The sequence below is a fragment of the Micromonospora sp. CCTCC AA 2012012 genome, from assembly GCF_040499845.1.
GTDB classification, from domain to species: Bacteria; Actinomycetota; Actinomycetes; order Mycobacteriales; family Micromonosporaceae; genus Micromonospora; species Micromonospora mangrovi.
Window position 1 is genome coordinate 1,669,096 of record NZ_CP159342.1, and the last position, 14,007, is coordinate 1,683,102.

A 14,007-nucleotide genomic window follows, 5' to 3' on the forward strand; every position below is an offset into this window, starting at 1 on the left:
TGCCTCTCCGGGGTGGTCAGATCGCCGCGTCGACGGCGTCGACGGCGTACGCGTACTTGCCACGCAGGACGGTGGCGTGGTGTGCGATGTCGGCGGCGACCGCCCGGGCATCGGCGATGCCGTGCGCGCCGGTGATGCGTAGCCCGGTCCAGGCGTGGGCGACCGCCTCGACGGCCCGTCCGGCCCCGGCGAGGGCCGGATCGCCCCACTCCCGACCGCAGCGACGCAGGAGTTCGCCGTGCAGCGACGCCTGTGCCTGCATGCCCCACCCGAACGGGTACAGCTCGCGCAGCGCGGTGGCGTCCCCGGCCCGGCACCGGTCGACGAGTTCCTCGGCGAACGCGTCGAACCCGGCGAGACCGGTGCGGGCCGCGGTGGCGGTGGTGAAGCCGTCGACGTCGACGCGCAGGTAGGTGTCGAGGAGTTCGGGGGTCAGCGGCGCGGGCGGGGCGTCGAGCCGGACGTCGAGACAGCGCCGGCCGATCCGGGAGTCGCTGAAGAACGCGTCCTGCACGTCGGCCGGGTTGGCCGAACCCCAGCTGTTCAGGAACTCCCCGATCGGCACCGGACCGCGGTAGGCCGGCGGCATCGCGTCCGAGACGTACACGAGCCCGCGGTCCTCGTCCAGGCCGTAGATCACCACGAGGTGGGCGGCGTGCACGTCGCCGTAGGCGGGCCGGAAGGGCAGGTAGAAGTTGTCCACCGCGGCGATGACCGGCTGGTCCCGGGCCAGCGACTCGCGGACCTCCCGCCACACGTCGTCCTCGTCGGCCGGCTGCCACCAGCGGGCCCGCAGCTCGTGGTGCGGGGCCAGGGCCGCGCCCAGGTCGCCGTCCGGGCAGGGGTAGTAGAACTCGTCGAACCGGACGTCGCCGGGCAGGTGCAGGAACCGCCAGCCCGCCCCGAGCACGGCCAGCGGGTCGGCGCCCAGCCGGGCCACCAGCGTGCCGAACGTGGCCTGCAGGCAGCTGATCAGGTCGCGGTACCACAGTTCCGGCTCGGCGACCAGGTAGGTCCGGGCCGTCACCTCACTGGTCATGATCGGCCTCCGCGTGCTGGAGCGTGACCGCGAAGAGGTGCATCGCGACGTTGCGCGGTAGGCGGATCCCGGCGAGGTCGGCCCGCCGGGTGACCGGCACCCGTTGGGCCCACATGACCGCCGGCACGCCTCGCTGCACGTGGTGCGGGTAGTGCATGACCGGGCTCTGGAACGCCAGGAGTTCGCCGAACCAGGCCGGTGCCGCCCAGAAGTCCGAGACCCGTAGCGCCTCGGCGTCGACCGGGCCGCCGCTGTAGTGCAGTTCCACGGTGTCCTCGCAGCGCCGCTCGGCCGCCGCCAGGACGTGCACCCAGTCGTAACGGCCCTCCGCCACGGCGATGAACTGTCCCTCGCAGCGGACGTTGTCCGGGCCGGCGCAGACCGGCGGGAACTGGAAGGGCACGCCCGCCACGTGGACGAGGCTTCCGCCGGCCGGTAGGTGCTCGGCGGCGAAGGAGTTGCCCCACACGTTGAAGTGGCCGGCCTTCGTCGCCGTCGCCGACGAGATGGCGGTGTTGTTGCGGTGCTGGGATATGTCGACCGGATCGCACCGGCGGGAAACGGCACTGGAGACGAGCATGTCTCTCCCTCACTGGAACGCTCTTCGGTGGCACCAATCTAGGCCGCTGAATCCCTGGTTTCGTCTCCATGACGCTTACCGCGAATTCCCTGAGCTACCTTTCGATGTACTCCCCGGGTAATCCAGCTGACTATTTCCACGCCGGTGGTCAGGGCCGGAGCGCGACCGCGCGCAACCGCTCGTAGTACGGCAGGTGGTAATCGCGGTAGCTCCGCAGCACCGGATCGGCGTCGACCACCGCGGCGCCGTCGCCGGTCTTCCGCCCGAAACCCGTGGTCCGGCTGGTCGACTGGTGCCACCGGCCGGTCGCCTGCCACTCCGGCCGCATGCCCGCCTGCCAGTTCAGCGCCGACGGCACGAACGGGATGCCCACCGCCGCGCAGTACGCCCGCACGGTGTCCTCCGGCCGGTCCAGCAGGTCGTCGGAGTCGATCACGGTCGGCGTCGTACCGGTGGCCGACCGCACCGCGTCGAAGACCTCGTACAGCCAGGCGAAGCCGATCTCGTCGCGACCCAGGTCCGGGTTCAGGGCGAAGTGCGAGGCGATGGCCTCGGTCGGGTGGCGAATGATGAACGTGTGGGTGGCGGCCCTCAGGAAGGCCCGGTCGGCGAGCAGTGCCGGGTAGTGGAAGTCCATGGTGTCCTTGAAGAACACCGGCCGCTCGGCGGCGACCGCGCGCAGGGCGTCGAGCACGTCCTGTTCGGTGTGCGCGACCCGGTCGCCCACCTTGGCCTCGCCGAAGTCGACCACGTGCGAGAACGGTTCGTGCACCACGAGGTGGTCGTTCCGCTCCGCCATCATCCGGGCGAAGGCGGTGGAGCGGCTGCGCGGCGCGCTCCACAACGCGAGCACCGGTATCCGTTCGGGCGCGTCTTCCATGGGGTTCCTTCCGTTATGACGCATTGAACGCGGTCCATTGTCGTACGGTCCGGGCGCGGATCGGGTAAGCGAAATGCGCAACCGGTGGGCGGGAAAGTCAGTGTGATGTGTCGCCCCGGTTGAACCTCGCGCGGACGTGTTCGAGGTCGGACCGCCCGTAGCGTCACGGAGCAGCCGAATTGCGCCGTCCATTTACGGAGGTCATGGTGCCATTGATACCAGCGCGCCCCGACGACGGCCGGATCGCCGTGTTGGCCAGCCGGGTCGGCGCGGACGAGAAGCGGCTGTTCGAGGCGCTCGACCGGCGCGGTGTCGCCTTCGACCAGGTCGACACGCGGCGGCGTTGGTTCGCGGCTGGGCAGCGCGACCTGCCCTGGCGGCTCGTGCTGAACCGGGAGATCGGCCAGGTCCGGGCCGAGTACGCGGCCCGCTGCCTCGCCGCGGCCGGCGTCGACGTGGTCAACAGCGCCGACGCGACGGCGGTGTGCGGGGACAAGTGGCGTACCACCATGGCGTTGCAGGCGGCCGGGTTGCCGGTGCCCCGCACCGCGCTCGGCCTCACCCCCGAGGCCGCGCTCGACGCGCTGGACGCCATCGGCTACCCGGCGCTGGTCAAACCGCTGGTCGGGTCCTGGGGCCGGCTCGTGGTCCGGCTACCCGACCGGGTGGCCGCGGAAGGCGTGTTCGAATACGTCGGGGCGCTGCCTGGCCCCCAGTCACACCTCGGGTACGTGCAGGAGCTGGTCGACAAGCCGGGCCGGGACATCCGGGCGATCATGGTCGGCGGTGAGCTGCTGGGCGCCGTCTACCGGGTCGGCGAGGTGTGGCGCACCAACGTGGCGCTCGGCGGGCGGACCCGGCCGTGCGAGCCCTCACCGGAGATCACCAAGCTGTCGACCGACGCCGCCGCCGCGGTCGGCGCCGACATCGCCGGCGTCGACCTGATCGAGGACAGCGCCGGCCGGCTGCTGGTCCTTGAGGTCAACCACCGGGTCGAGTTCTCCGGCTTCCAGGCCGCGCTCGGCGACCGCGTCGACGTCGCGGACCGCATCGTGGAACACCTACTGGAGCGAGAGCCTCGATGAACTTCGCATTCACCTCGTCCGGCACGGTCACCGAGACGTACGCCGTGGGCCTGCTGCGCGGGATGCTGGAGGTCCCGTCTCCCTCCTACCAGGAGCGCGCGCTGGCGGACTTCCTGGCCGACGCCATGGCGGTCCTGGGTTTCCGGTCGCACATCGACGCGGTCGGCAACGTCATCGGCGTGATCGAACGCGGCGACGGACCGACCCTGATGCTGCTGGGACACCTCGACACCATCCCGGGCGAGATCCCGGTCCACTCCGAGGACGGCAAGCTCTACGGCCGGGGCGCGGTCGACGCGAAGGGGCCCCTCGCGGCGATGATCTGTGCTGCGGCCAGCGCGGTGGACTTCCCCGGCCGGCTCGTGGTGGTCGGCGTCGTGGAGGAGGAGACCCCGTGCTCGCGCGGGGCGATGGCGATCAGGGTCACCCACGAACAGCCGGACGCGCTGATCGTCGGCGAACCGAGCGGCTGGTCGAGCGTGGTGCTCGGCTACAAGGGCAAGCTCGACCTGCGCTACACGGTCCGGCTTCCGTCCACGCACCCGAGCAACCCGGCGCCGAAAGCCTCCGACCTGGCGGTCGCCTGCTGGACCGCGCTGGTCGACCTGCTCGGACCGGACGCGAGCCTCGGCGTGTTCGACCGGCCGGGCGCGACGCTCTGCCAGATCAACGCGGACCTGACCGCGGCGAGCGTGGACCTCAGCATCCGCACCCCACCGGGGCACGACGCCGAGGCGCTGGTCCGGGACCTGCGTGACCGCCTGCCGGCCGGCGACATCGAGGTGCTGAACGCGGTCGCGGCGTGCCGGACGAACCGGTCCACGCCGGTGGCGCGCGCGCTGGTGTCCGGCATCCGGCGGTTGCACGGCCAGCCGCGGTTCCTGGTGAAGACCGCCACCTCGGACATGAACACCCTCGCCGAGGTCTGGGACATCCCGATGGCCACGTACGGCCCCGGCGACAGTCGGCTCGACCACGCCGACACCGAGCACATCGTGTTGTCGGACTACCTGCGTGGCATCGACGTGCTGTCCGTCGCCATCTCGGAGCTGGCGCAGCTGCCCGTCCGGTCGGGCGGCGACCAGCACACCGGTTCCCGAGAGGACTCTCCGATGTTCGATGCGACCAACCTGAAGGGGACCTTCGCGTGACTTCAGACGTGAGATCAGTGCCGGAGAGTGTCGCCGGCAGCAAGAAGCAGTCGCTCGCCGCGATGCTGGCCAACGCGCGTGCGAGGGTCACCGGCGGGCCGCGGCCTCGACAGGACCGCACCAACGTGCCGCTGTCCTATTCGCAGAACACGTTGTGGTTCGTGGACCAGCTGCAGCCGGGGGAGACGACGTACAACGTCGCGTTCGCGTTCCGGCTCGACGGCGAGCTGAACGCCGACGCCCTCGCCGCCTCTCTCGCCAGCATCGTCGCGCGCCACGAGGCGCTGCGGACCTACGTCCTCGTCGAGAACGACCAGTACTTCCAGGGGATCGTCGAGGATCCGGAGGTCGTCGTCGGGCGGTCACGCGCGGACTCCGAGACCGAAGCGAACGCGATCCTCGCCGACCTCGCCGAGACCCGCTTCACGTTGACGACGTTTCCGCTGTGGAAGTTCGATCTGGTCACCGTGCGTGATGACCTGCACTTCCTCAGCGTGGTCTTCCACCACATCATCTTCGACGGCGTGTCGTCGGCCGTCTTCTTCGACGAGCTGGTGCGGGAGTACAACGCCCGGCGGGTCGGTGTCGTGCCGGAGATCGAGCCGCCGGCCGTCCAGTTCGCCGACTTCAGCGCGTGGCAGCGCAAGCGCCTGCAGGACGGGGCGTGGCAGGCCAGCGTCGACTACTGGACGGAGACGCTGCGCGACGTCGAGGTCATGGACATTCCCGGCGATCGTCCGCTGCCGCCCGACGCGACGTACGCCGGCAGTTCGGAGACGAGCGGCTGGAAGGGGGTCGCGGCCGACGTCAAGCGCCTCGCCCTGGCCTTGTCGACCACGCCGGCGACGGTGTACGCGACGGCCATGGCCTGCGTGTACCACCGCTACTCGGGATCCGAGGACGTCATCTTCGGGATGCCCAACGCGAACCGCGGCGAGATCGAGACCGAGCGGACCATCGGCTTCTTCATCAACATGATGCCGCTGCGCTGCCAGGTCGCACCGGACGAGACGTTCCAGGAATGCCTGGCGCGGGTCCAGCAGCGGCTGCGCGGCGCCCAGGCGCACGGCTACCTGCCGCTCGAGGAGATCGTCGCGCACACGAACGTCCAGCGGGACTCCTCGCGGTCGACGCTGCTCCAGTACACGTTGACCATCAACGAGTGGACCGATCAGCTCCAGCTCCTCGACGGCGTCTCCCTGACCGGCATCCTGCCCGAGACGACGCGCGCGAAGTTCTTCCAGCAGTGGACGCTCAACCAGGCCGACGAGGACCTGGACGTCAACACGGTGTACAACACCGACATCTTCGACCTGGCGACGATCCAGACCATGCAGCGGGTCTTCGTCGGGTTCCTGCGCCGGGCGCTGGCCGCGCCGGACGTCAGCATGCAGCGGCTCTGGGACTCCGACGAGGAGTCCCGCGAGCTGCAGGCCCGCCTCGGCGTCGGTACCCGGGCGCCGGTGCCCACCGGCAACGTCTACGCGCACTTCCGCGACGTGGTCGAGGAGCACGAGCACCGGGTGGCGGTCAGCACGCCCACCGGGCAGCTCAGCTACGGACAGCTCCTGCGCCGGGTCGACCTGCTGCGCGCCCACCTGAGCGCGGCCGGGGTCGGCGCCGGCAGCCGGGTGGGTGTCGCGCTCGAACCGTCGCCCGACTTCCCGGCGGCCGTGCTGGCCCTCATGTCACTGGGGGCGGTCTACGTCCCGATCGACGCGATGAACCCACGCGGCCGGATCGAGGCGATCATCGCCGACGCCGACCTGTCGGGTGTGCTCTGCGACGAGACCACGGCCGGGATCTCACCGGCGCTGGAGTGGCGGTTGCCGGCCGACTCCGACCCTCCGGCCGACCGGCCGGAGGTGGCCCGCGGCGAGGACACGGTCGCCTACCTGATGTACACCTCGGGCAGCACGGGGACGCCCAAGGGCGTGCTCATCAGCCACGACAACATCCTCGGCTTCATCCGCAACGTGCGGACGCTGTTCGAGCTGTCGCCCGCGGACCGGGTCCTCGGCTACGCCTCCTGCGGGTTCGACGTCTCGATCTTCGAGATGTTCGGTGCGTTGCTGAGCGGCGCGTCGCTCCACCTCGTGCCGTCCGCCCAACGGCTGAGCATGCCGGATGTCCAGCAGTTCCTTCAGGAGCGCCGGATCACCGTGACGGACCTGCCGCCGTCGGTGATGAAGCTGCTCGATCCGGCACCGCTGCACGACCTGCGCATCGTGTTCGTCGGCGGCGAGGCGTTCTCCCACGAACTCGTCCGGGCGTGGGGCAGGGGCCGCCGGATCTTCAACGGGTACGGCGTGACCGAGTGCACCGTCACCAGCGTCGTGAAGGAGCTGCGGGAGCCGCTGGCACCGGGCGCCCTGCCCATGGGCGGACCGATGGACAACCACACGGCGTACGTGCTGGACGACCAGCACCGACCGGTGCCGCAGGGGGTCATCGGACAGCTGGCGCTCGGCGGCGTCGGACTGACGTCGGGCTACTGGCGCCGGGACGAGGACAACCAAAAGAAGTTCATCCTGGACCCGATCGGCCCCGATCCGACGGCCCGGGTCTATCTCTCCGGCGACCTGGCGCGGCTCAACGGCAGCGACGAACTCGTGTACGTCGGGCGGCGCGACCGACAGGTCAAGATCAATGGCGTACGGATCGAGATCGGCGAGATCGAGAGCGTGATCCGCGCCGCCGACGGGATCAGGAACGTGTACGTACAGGTCCGGCCGGACGGGGCTCAGAAGCGGGTCGTGGCGTACTGCGCGACCGGGGCGGGGGGCACCGTCTCCGAGGCGGTGCTGCGGGAACACTGCCGCAAGCGCCTCGTGTCCACGATGCGGCCGAGCAGCTTCGTGATCATGGACGAGCTGCCGATCAATGCGAGCGGGAAGATCGACGAGCGGGCGCTGCCCGCCGCCGGCTTCGACGGCGTCGTCGAGTCCAGGCCCGTGGAGCAGCTCAGCGACATCGAACGCACGATGCTCACCGAGGCGTTCGGGCCGATCCTGGGCCGGGTCGACTTCTCCAAGACGGCCAGCTTCTTCGACCTGGGCGGGACGAGCCTCCAAGCCGTCCAGCTGATGTCCAAGATCAAGAAACTCTTCTCCACGACGATCTCCCTGGTGGTGTTCTTCAACGACTCGAGCGTGCAGAGCATGGCCCTGGAGGTCGAACGGGCCCGGCTGGCCAGCCTGTCGCCCGAGGAGCTCGAGCGGGCCATCGAGCAGATGAGCGAAGAAGACGTCGCCCGACTCCTGGCCAGCGAGTAGGCCGGCATGGACTACGGAAAACGCCTCAGCACGTACCTCGGTGCGAGGTCGACGGCGACCGGCGTACCGGGCCTGGTCGAGATGAGCAGGCCGGCACACGCCGAGCGGGTCCTCCTGTTCGCGCATCCGGTCGGTGGCAGCCTCCTCGCGCTCCAGCCGCTGGTGCGCCGACTCCTGGACCACCGGTGCGTCGGGCTGGAGGCGTCGCTGGAGGTCCTCGTCGACGGGGAGCCGGCCCCGTCCATGCAGGAACTCGCGCGACGGTATGTGGCGAGCTTCGGCGATCGGTGTCCGGACATCGACGTGGTGTGCGGCTGGTCGTTCGGCGGCGGTCTCGCCTGGGAGATCGGCTGCCTGCTGGCGCGCCGGGGAGTCCGCCCGAAGGTGGTCCTGCTCGACTCGACGTGGCCGTTCCGGGCGTACAAGGAGCCCAGGCCGAGCGAGCAGCTGCAGGAGTTCGTCGGCGACGCGCTGAGGTCGGGCGGACAGAACGGCGAGTGGCTGGTCGACTCGCCGGCGGCGGCCGCCGAGGCCCTGGGCATGGACATGGAGACGTTCTCGGAGCGCTTCGAGATCTTCGTGCACAACTCCCGCATCATCGGCACCTGGTCGCCCACGCCCGGCGATCTCGACATCGTCTCGATCCGCGCCACACAGTCCTCGAGGTCGGACTGGCGCGAGATGACCACGGGCGACGTCGACTTCCAGGAGCTGCCCGGCGGACACTACGACCTGCTCAACGGTCCCGAGAACCTGGCCGCCATCGAAAAGATCATCCGATACGGTCTTCCGGCCGCGGGCACCGTCGCAGAGACGGGCACGGGCACGGGCACGGGCACGGACGACGGGAACGCCGCGCCCGATCTGTTCGCGTCGCTGGCCGAGCTGACCGACACGGCCCGGTGGCGCGACCTGGTGATCCGGTCCCGGCGGATGGACGGGAAGGCCATCGCCGAGGCGTACCGGGAACTCGGCCGACGCGGTCTGCTCACCCCGGACTGGCCGCGCGAGTTCGGCGGCTCGGGGACGTCGACGCGGGTGAGCGTCGAGCTGTTCGAGCGGTTCATCGCGACCGGTCTGCCCGACCTCGTGTACGCGCTCACCGTGCAGATCGTCGGCTACTTCGTGCTCAAGTCCGGCTCCGACCGGCTGAAGCGCGAACTGCTTCCGCGCATCAGCCGGGGCGAGGAGTTCGCCACCGTGCTCTACAGCGAGCCGGGCGCGGGCAGCGACCTCGCCGCGCTCCGCACCCGGGCCGAGCGCCGCGGCGATCGGTACGTCGTCAACGGCGTCAAGGTGTTCAGCATCTACAGCGACATCTCGGGTTCGGCGCTGGTGGCCGCCCGTACCGGGGCGGACGGCAACAAGTACGACGGCATCACCCTCTTCGTCGTCGACCTGGCCGCACCCGGCGTGACCGTCGAGCTGGTCGACACGATCCAGCCCGAGCGCATGTGTCGGGTGACGCTGCGCGACGTCGAGGTCGAGAGCTGGCGCCGGATCGGTGCGGACGGCCGCGGGTGGGGGCTGCTCGACGGCGCCCTGGCCATCGAACGCACCGGCATCGACCATGTGGTCCGGGCGGCCCGATGGCTGACCGCGCTCCGTACGGCGACCGGCCGACCCGACGACCTCCCGCTGCTCGAGGGGCAGGTCGAGTGCGCCACGACGGTGGCCCGCGCGGCGACCGAGGTGTTCCTGCGCCCCGATGTCGCGGCGACCGACACCGCCGTGGCCAAGCTGTACACGAGTGAGACCTGCCAGCAGGTCGGGCACGAGGTGCTGCGCCGCTGGCGTACGCTCGCGGACCGGACCGATCTTGACGAGCTGGTCCGCGAGGAGCTCTATTCCGGACTCACCGAGTCGCCCGGGCTCACGCTGTCGGCCGGCTCGTCGGAGATCATGCTCTCCACCATCAAGGTGGACCTCGGCGAGGAGTACTCCCGCCGCTGTCGGGACATTCCCCGACGCTTCGGGGCGGAGCTGGTCGACACCCTGGTGGAGGTCCTCGAACCGGTCGGCGCCGGCGTCCGGGCACAGCCCTTGTTCGCCTCTTCGCCGACCCGCCGCACGGCGCTCGCGGAGACGCTGGCCGAGCTGGGGTTCGACCGTGTGGAGCGCCCCGAGGACGAGGGCGGTCTCGGGCTCGGACTCACCGCCGGGTGCGCGATCACCCTGAGCCTCGGGTACCTCGGTTACGAGAACGCCTACCGACCCGGTCCGACCGGGTCCGGTGAGGACCGCGTACGCCACGCGGCGTACGTGCTGGGCCTGGGCGTCGGGCTGTTCCGCACGGCCTGGGAGTACGCGTCCGGCCGCGAACAGTTCGGTCGGCGCCTGGTCGACCTCGACGCGTTGATGTTCCCGCTCGTGCGCTCCTACGCCGAGATGTACGCGGTGGGCACCCGCCTGCACGAGATCGCGAACACCGCGACGCAGCCGGACCAGGGTGCGCTCCGGCGGTTCGAGCTGGTCCAGCAGGACGCGATGGTCCGCCTCGTACGCGCCGCGATGCAGGTCATGGGCGCCCGAGGCATCACGGAGTGGTCGGTCGCGTCGCGCTTCTACATGCGGTGCGCGGAGAACATCGGGCTGCTCGACCCCCTGTCAGGCGAGGAGAAGTGCTGATGCGAGTCGATCTCGACGCTCGCGGGTCGTCGGAACTCTACGACGAGTCGCGGTATTCGGACCAGGGCATGCACGCGGTGTGGCGGGAGATGCGCGCGCGCGGCGGACTCCACCGTCAGGTCACCCCCGACGGTCAGGAGTTCTTCGCGGCGATGCGGCACGCCGACGTCCGGGAGGTGCTGAGCAACCACACGGCGTTCTCGTCGGCGTACAGCACGATGCTCAGCGTGCGCGGCGACGGGGACGTCGCGGCCGGGGCGGCGATCCACCTCACCGACCCGCCGGTCCACTCCGAACTCAAGCGGATCTTCACCCCGCTGATGACGGTGCCGGCGACGCAGCGGCTCGCGCAGGGGATCGAAGAGCGCATGCGAGAGTTGTTCGACACCATCCGGGGCCGTGAATCGTTCGACTTCTGTGCGGACATGGTCACCCTGCCGATGACGGTCACCGGCGCGCTGATGGGCATTCCCACGAGTGAGTGGCCGGTCACCGGCCGGGCGACCGTGCGCGCGATGGGCGGAACGGACGCCGACGAGTCGGACTACCAGCGTCGTCTCAACCTCTTCGAAGCCCACACGACGATCATGACCGTGCTCGGGGACGTCCTGGCGGACGCTCCGGCGGGTGACTCCGTGATCGGCCGCTGTCCGCAGACCGCCGACGTGGTCGACGACCCGGGCCGGGACGTCGCGTTGCTGAACGCCTACGCGTTCCTGATGGGCGCGAATCCGACCATCCCGCAGACGGTCAACCAGATGTTGATCCTGCTGGCCGGCGACGACGACCTGTGGTCGTGGTTCACCCGCCAGGACCGTACGGACCAGAAGTTCATCGACGAGGCACTGCGGTGGGCCAGCCCGATCAACCACGTGCTGCGGCGTACCAGCGTGGACGTGACGCTCGCCGGAACCGAGGTCCCGGCCGGGTCGTTGGTCACCGCGTGGCTCGGCTCGGCGAATCGCGACGAAGAGGTGTTCCCGGAGCCGTTCCGGTTCGTCCCCGACCGATCCCCGAACCAGCACACCGCGTTCGGGTTCGGTGTCCACCGGTGTATCGGTCAGCATGTGGCCACGGTCGGGATGAAAACATTCTTCGATCTCTGGCGCGAGAACGTCCGATCCGTTTCCCTTGCTGGTGAGCCCAGGCATCTCGTGTCGAACTTTCTGAACGGCGTCGTGAGCCTGCCGCTCTCGGTCAGCTGGAGATGAGGCGGCACTGACGCCGCGGAGAGAAGGACGTGTGAGTGACCTCGTGGCAACTGTGGTCGGCCCGGACGACTGGCCGAGGGTGGACCGGTTCTTCGGCCCGAAGGGGCTCGTCGAGCACTGCTTCTGTCAGTACTTCCGACTGGAGCGGAAGGACTACTCCGCATGCCGTTCCGCGGCGCGGCGGGACCGCCTCGGCGAGCTGATCACCACGGGGGAGCGGGTCGGCGTCCTCGGTTCGATCGACGAGGAACCGGTGGGCTGGATCGGGGTCGGTCCCCGCCTGGGCTTCGCGCGGCTTCGCACCTCCCGCGCGGCGAAGCTGCTCCCCGGGGACGACCCGGCGCGCATCTGGTCCATCGTCTGCGTCTACCTGGCGCGTGAGCAGCGGCACCGGGGCCTGCTCCAGGTGCTGATCAACCGGGCCGTGGAGTGGGCCCGGGACGAGAAGGCCGACCTGATCGAGGCCTATCCCGAGGACGACCGGGACCCGACGACCCGGATCGACCCGCGCAGCTTCCGTGGCCGGGTCACCACCTTCGAGGCCTGCGGATTCACCGTCGTCGAGCCCAGGTTGCAACGCCGGGCGCTGATTCGCAAAGACCTTCGATAACCTGTTGAGGAGTGGGCATGGGCATGGGCTTGGGGCGTAGTTTCAACCGCCTGTGGTTGTCGCAGGGCCTGTCGAACACGGCCGACGGCCTGGTGTCGGCGGCGATGCCGTTGCTCGCGGTGGCGATCACCCGGGATCCCCTGCTGATCGGCGGGATGACCGTGGCGAACTTCCTGCCGTGGCTGCTGTTCACCCTGCCGTCCGGTGAGCTCGCCGACCGTGTCGATCGGCGCCTCATCATGGTCGCCGGCAACGTGTTCCGTGCGGTCGCGTTCGGTCTGCTCGTCCTGGCGCTGCTCGCCCACCTGCACAGCATCGCCATCCTCTACCTGGCGGTGTTCCTCTCCGGCGCGGCCGAGACGATGGTCGACAATGCGGCGCTGACCGTCCCACCGCGCCTGGTCGAACGCAAGGACCTGGAGCGGGCGAACGGACGACTCTTCGCCGCCCAGTCGGCCATCAACACGTTCGTCGGTCCGCCGGTGGGCGCCGCGCTCTTCGCGGTGTCGGCGTGGTTGGTCTTCACCACCGGCGCCGGGCTGTTCGCGATCGCCGCGCTGGCCCTGATCACGCTGCCCCGGCTGTTGCCGACGCCGAGCACCGTCGACAACTCCCGGCCCACGCCCGGCTCCATCGCGCGGAGCATCCGGGCCGGCTGGTCCTACTTCTGGAACCACAAGCTGCTGCGTCGGGTGGCGTTCATCTCCGCGTCGATCAACGGTTTCGGAGCCGCCACCGGCGGTCTGATCGTGCTCGTGGCGACCGGGCCGCTCGGCGTCACGCCGGCGTGGTGGGGCGTCTTCATCGCGGTGCCGGCGGTGGGCTCCATCGTCGGCTCGCTGATCGCGTCGAAGCTGGTCCGGGCGATCGGCGGTGGGCCGGTGACCTGGCTCGCGGCCCTGGTGCCCGCGGCCACCTACACCGCGTTCGGCTTCAGCACCAGTGTCGTCCTCGTCGAGATCTTCCTGTTCTGCAGCTCGGTGGCGACCGCGATGAACCAGATCGTGGTCAGTACGCTGCGGCAGGCCTCGGTCCCCGACGAGCTGATGGGCCGGGTCACCGCCGCCTATCGCCTGATCGTGCTCGGCGTCGTTCCGCTGGGTGCGTTGCTGGGTGGGGCGCTGGCCCACTGGCGGGGCACGTCGGCCACGTTCATCGCCGCCAGCATCGGGTTGACGCTCGCCGCACTCGTGTTCGCCTCGCGGGTGACGACCCGGGGGCTGCGCGAAGCCGAGCAGGCCGGCCACGCGACGACGACCGCGTCGTCGCCGGAGCCCGACCGGAAGGACTCCGACCCGGACGAGCTCGCGGACGCCAAGGTCGTCACCCCGCAGACCTGACGACGGCGCGACGGTGCTGACCCCGAACGGTTCGGGGCCAGCACCGTCCGGTCGGGGCACGCGGTCCCTTCGCTGGTGGGAGACCGGGCCCGGGTGGCGGCCGGCCGCGGATGTCCCCCGGCCGGTGTCCGCGCGGCCCGCCCGGTGCCGGTCGGGCCTCCGCCCGTAGGCCGGAACCGCCCGCCGTGTGTGGGAAGACTTCAGCCGT

General features: G+C 70.3%; 10 protein-coding genes. 7 read left to right on the plus strand and 3 right to left on the minus strand.

Annotated features, from left to right (window positions below):
- Positions 1 to 16: 16 nt before the first annotated feature.
- The 3 genes from ABUL08_RS07525 to ABUL08_RS07535 form a co-directional block, all read right to left on the minus strand.
- Positions 17 to 1,039 (minus strand): BtrH N-terminal domain-containing protein, encoded by a 1,023-nt coding sequence (locus ABUL08_RS07525; RefSeq protein WP_350935835.1) that lies wholly within the window; start codon positions 1,037 to 1,039, stop codon positions 17 to 19.
- Positions 1,029 to 1,619, minus strand: coding sequence for a hypothetical protein (locus ABUL08_RS07530; protein ID WP_350935836.1), 591 nt, complete (start codon positions 1,617 to 1,619; stop codon positions 1,029 to 1,031). Before ABUL08_RS07530 ends, ABUL08_RS07525 begins: the two co-directional genes overlap by 11 nt.
- Before the next feature lie 148 nt (positions 1,620 to 1,767).
- Complete coding sequence (locus tag ABUL08_RS07535; protein WP_350935838.1) at positions 1,768 to 2,499, minus strand: sulfotransferase-like domain-containing protein; 732 nt, start codon at positions 2,497 to 2,499, stop codon at positions 1,768 to 1,770.
- Positions 2,500 to 2,705: 206 nt separating this feature from the next.
- Between ABUL08_RS07535 and ABUL08_RS07540 the strand changes: the two genes are divergently transcribed.
- Genes ABUL08_RS07540 through ABUL08_RS07570 form a run of 7 tightly spaced genes read left to right on the plus strand, consistent with a single transcriptional unit; the run spans position 2,706 to position 13,799 of the window.
- Positions 2,706 to 3,584 carry a RimK family alpha-L-glutamate ligase gene (locus ABUL08_RS07540; RefSeq protein WP_350935840.1) on the plus strand — a complete coding sequence of 293 codons (879 nt, stop codon included), beginning with the start codon at positions 2,706 to 2,708 and terminating at the stop codon, positions 3,582 to 3,584.
- On the plus strand, positions 3,581 to 4,735 hold the full coding sequence (locus ABUL08_RS07545) for a M20/M25/M40 family metallo-hydrolase (RefSeq protein ID WP_350935842.1): 1,155 nt from the start codon (positions 3,581 to 3,583) through the stop codon (positions 4,733 to 4,735). The genes ABUL08_RS07540 and ABUL08_RS07545 overlap by 4 nt, the downstream gene beginning before the upstream one ends.
- A 17-nt stretch (positions 4,736 to 4,752) precedes the next feature.
- On the plus strand, positions 4,753 to 8,010 hold the full coding sequence (locus tag ABUL08_RS07550) for a non-ribosomal peptide synthetase (protein WP_350935844.1): 3,258 nt from the start codon (positions 4,753 to 4,755) through the stop codon (positions 8,008 to 8,010).
- 6 nt (positions 8,011 to 8,016) lie between these two features.
- The gene (locus ABUL08_RS07555) at positions 8,017 to 10,638 is read left to right on the plus strand and encodes an acyl-CoA dehydrogenase family protein (protein WP_350935846.1); all 2,622 of its coding nucleotides are present in this window, start codon (positions 8,017 to 8,019) and stop codon (positions 10,636 to 10,638) included.
- A complete protein-coding gene (locus ABUL08_RS07560; protein ID WP_350935847.1) occupies positions 10,584 to 11,849 on the plus strand; it encodes a cytochrome P450 in 1,266 nt (421 codons plus the stop codon). Before ABUL08_RS07555 ends, ABUL08_RS07560 begins: the two co-directional genes overlap by 55 nt.
- A 31-nt stretch (positions 11,850 to 11,880) precedes the next feature.
- Positions 11,881 to 12,459, plus strand: coding sequence for a GNAT family N-acetyltransferase (locus tag ABUL08_RS07565; RefSeq protein WP_350935850.1), 579 nt, complete (start codon positions 11,881 to 11,883; stop codon positions 12,457 to 12,459).
- 17 nt (positions 12,460 to 12,476) lie between these two features.
- Complete coding sequence (locus ABUL08_RS07570) at positions 12,477 to 13,799, plus strand: MFS transporter (protein ID WP_350935852.1); 1,323 nt, start codon at positions 12,477 to 12,479, stop codon at positions 13,797 to 13,799.
- Positions 13,800 to 14,007 lie beyond the last annotated feature (208 nt).

Coding starts and splice junctions, on each gene's coding strand:
- ABUL08_RS07525 (WP_350935835.1), bottom strand. CDS start 1,039: ATGACCAGTGAGGTGACGGCCCGGACCTACCTGGTCGCCGAGCCGGAA.
- ABUL08_RS07530 (WP_350935836.1), bottom strand. CDS start 1,619: ATGCTCGTCTCCAGTGCCGTTTCCCGCCGGTGCGATCCGGTCGACATA.
- ABUL08_RS07535 (WP_350935838.1), bottom strand. CDS start 2,499: ATGGAAGACGCGCCCGAACGGATACCGGTGCTCGCGTTGTGGAGCGCG.
- ABUL08_RS07545 (WP_350935842.1), top strand. CDS start 3,581: ATGAACTTCGCATTCACCTCGTCCGGCACGGTCACCGAGACGTACGCC.
- ABUL08_RS07555 (WP_350935846.1), top strand. CDS start 8,017: ATGGACTACGGAAAACGCCTCAGCACGTACCTCGGTGCGAGGTCGACG.
- ABUL08_RS07570 (WP_350935852.1), top strand. CDS start 12,477: ATGGGCATGGGCTTGGGGCGTAGTTTCAACCGCCTGTGGTTGTCGCAG.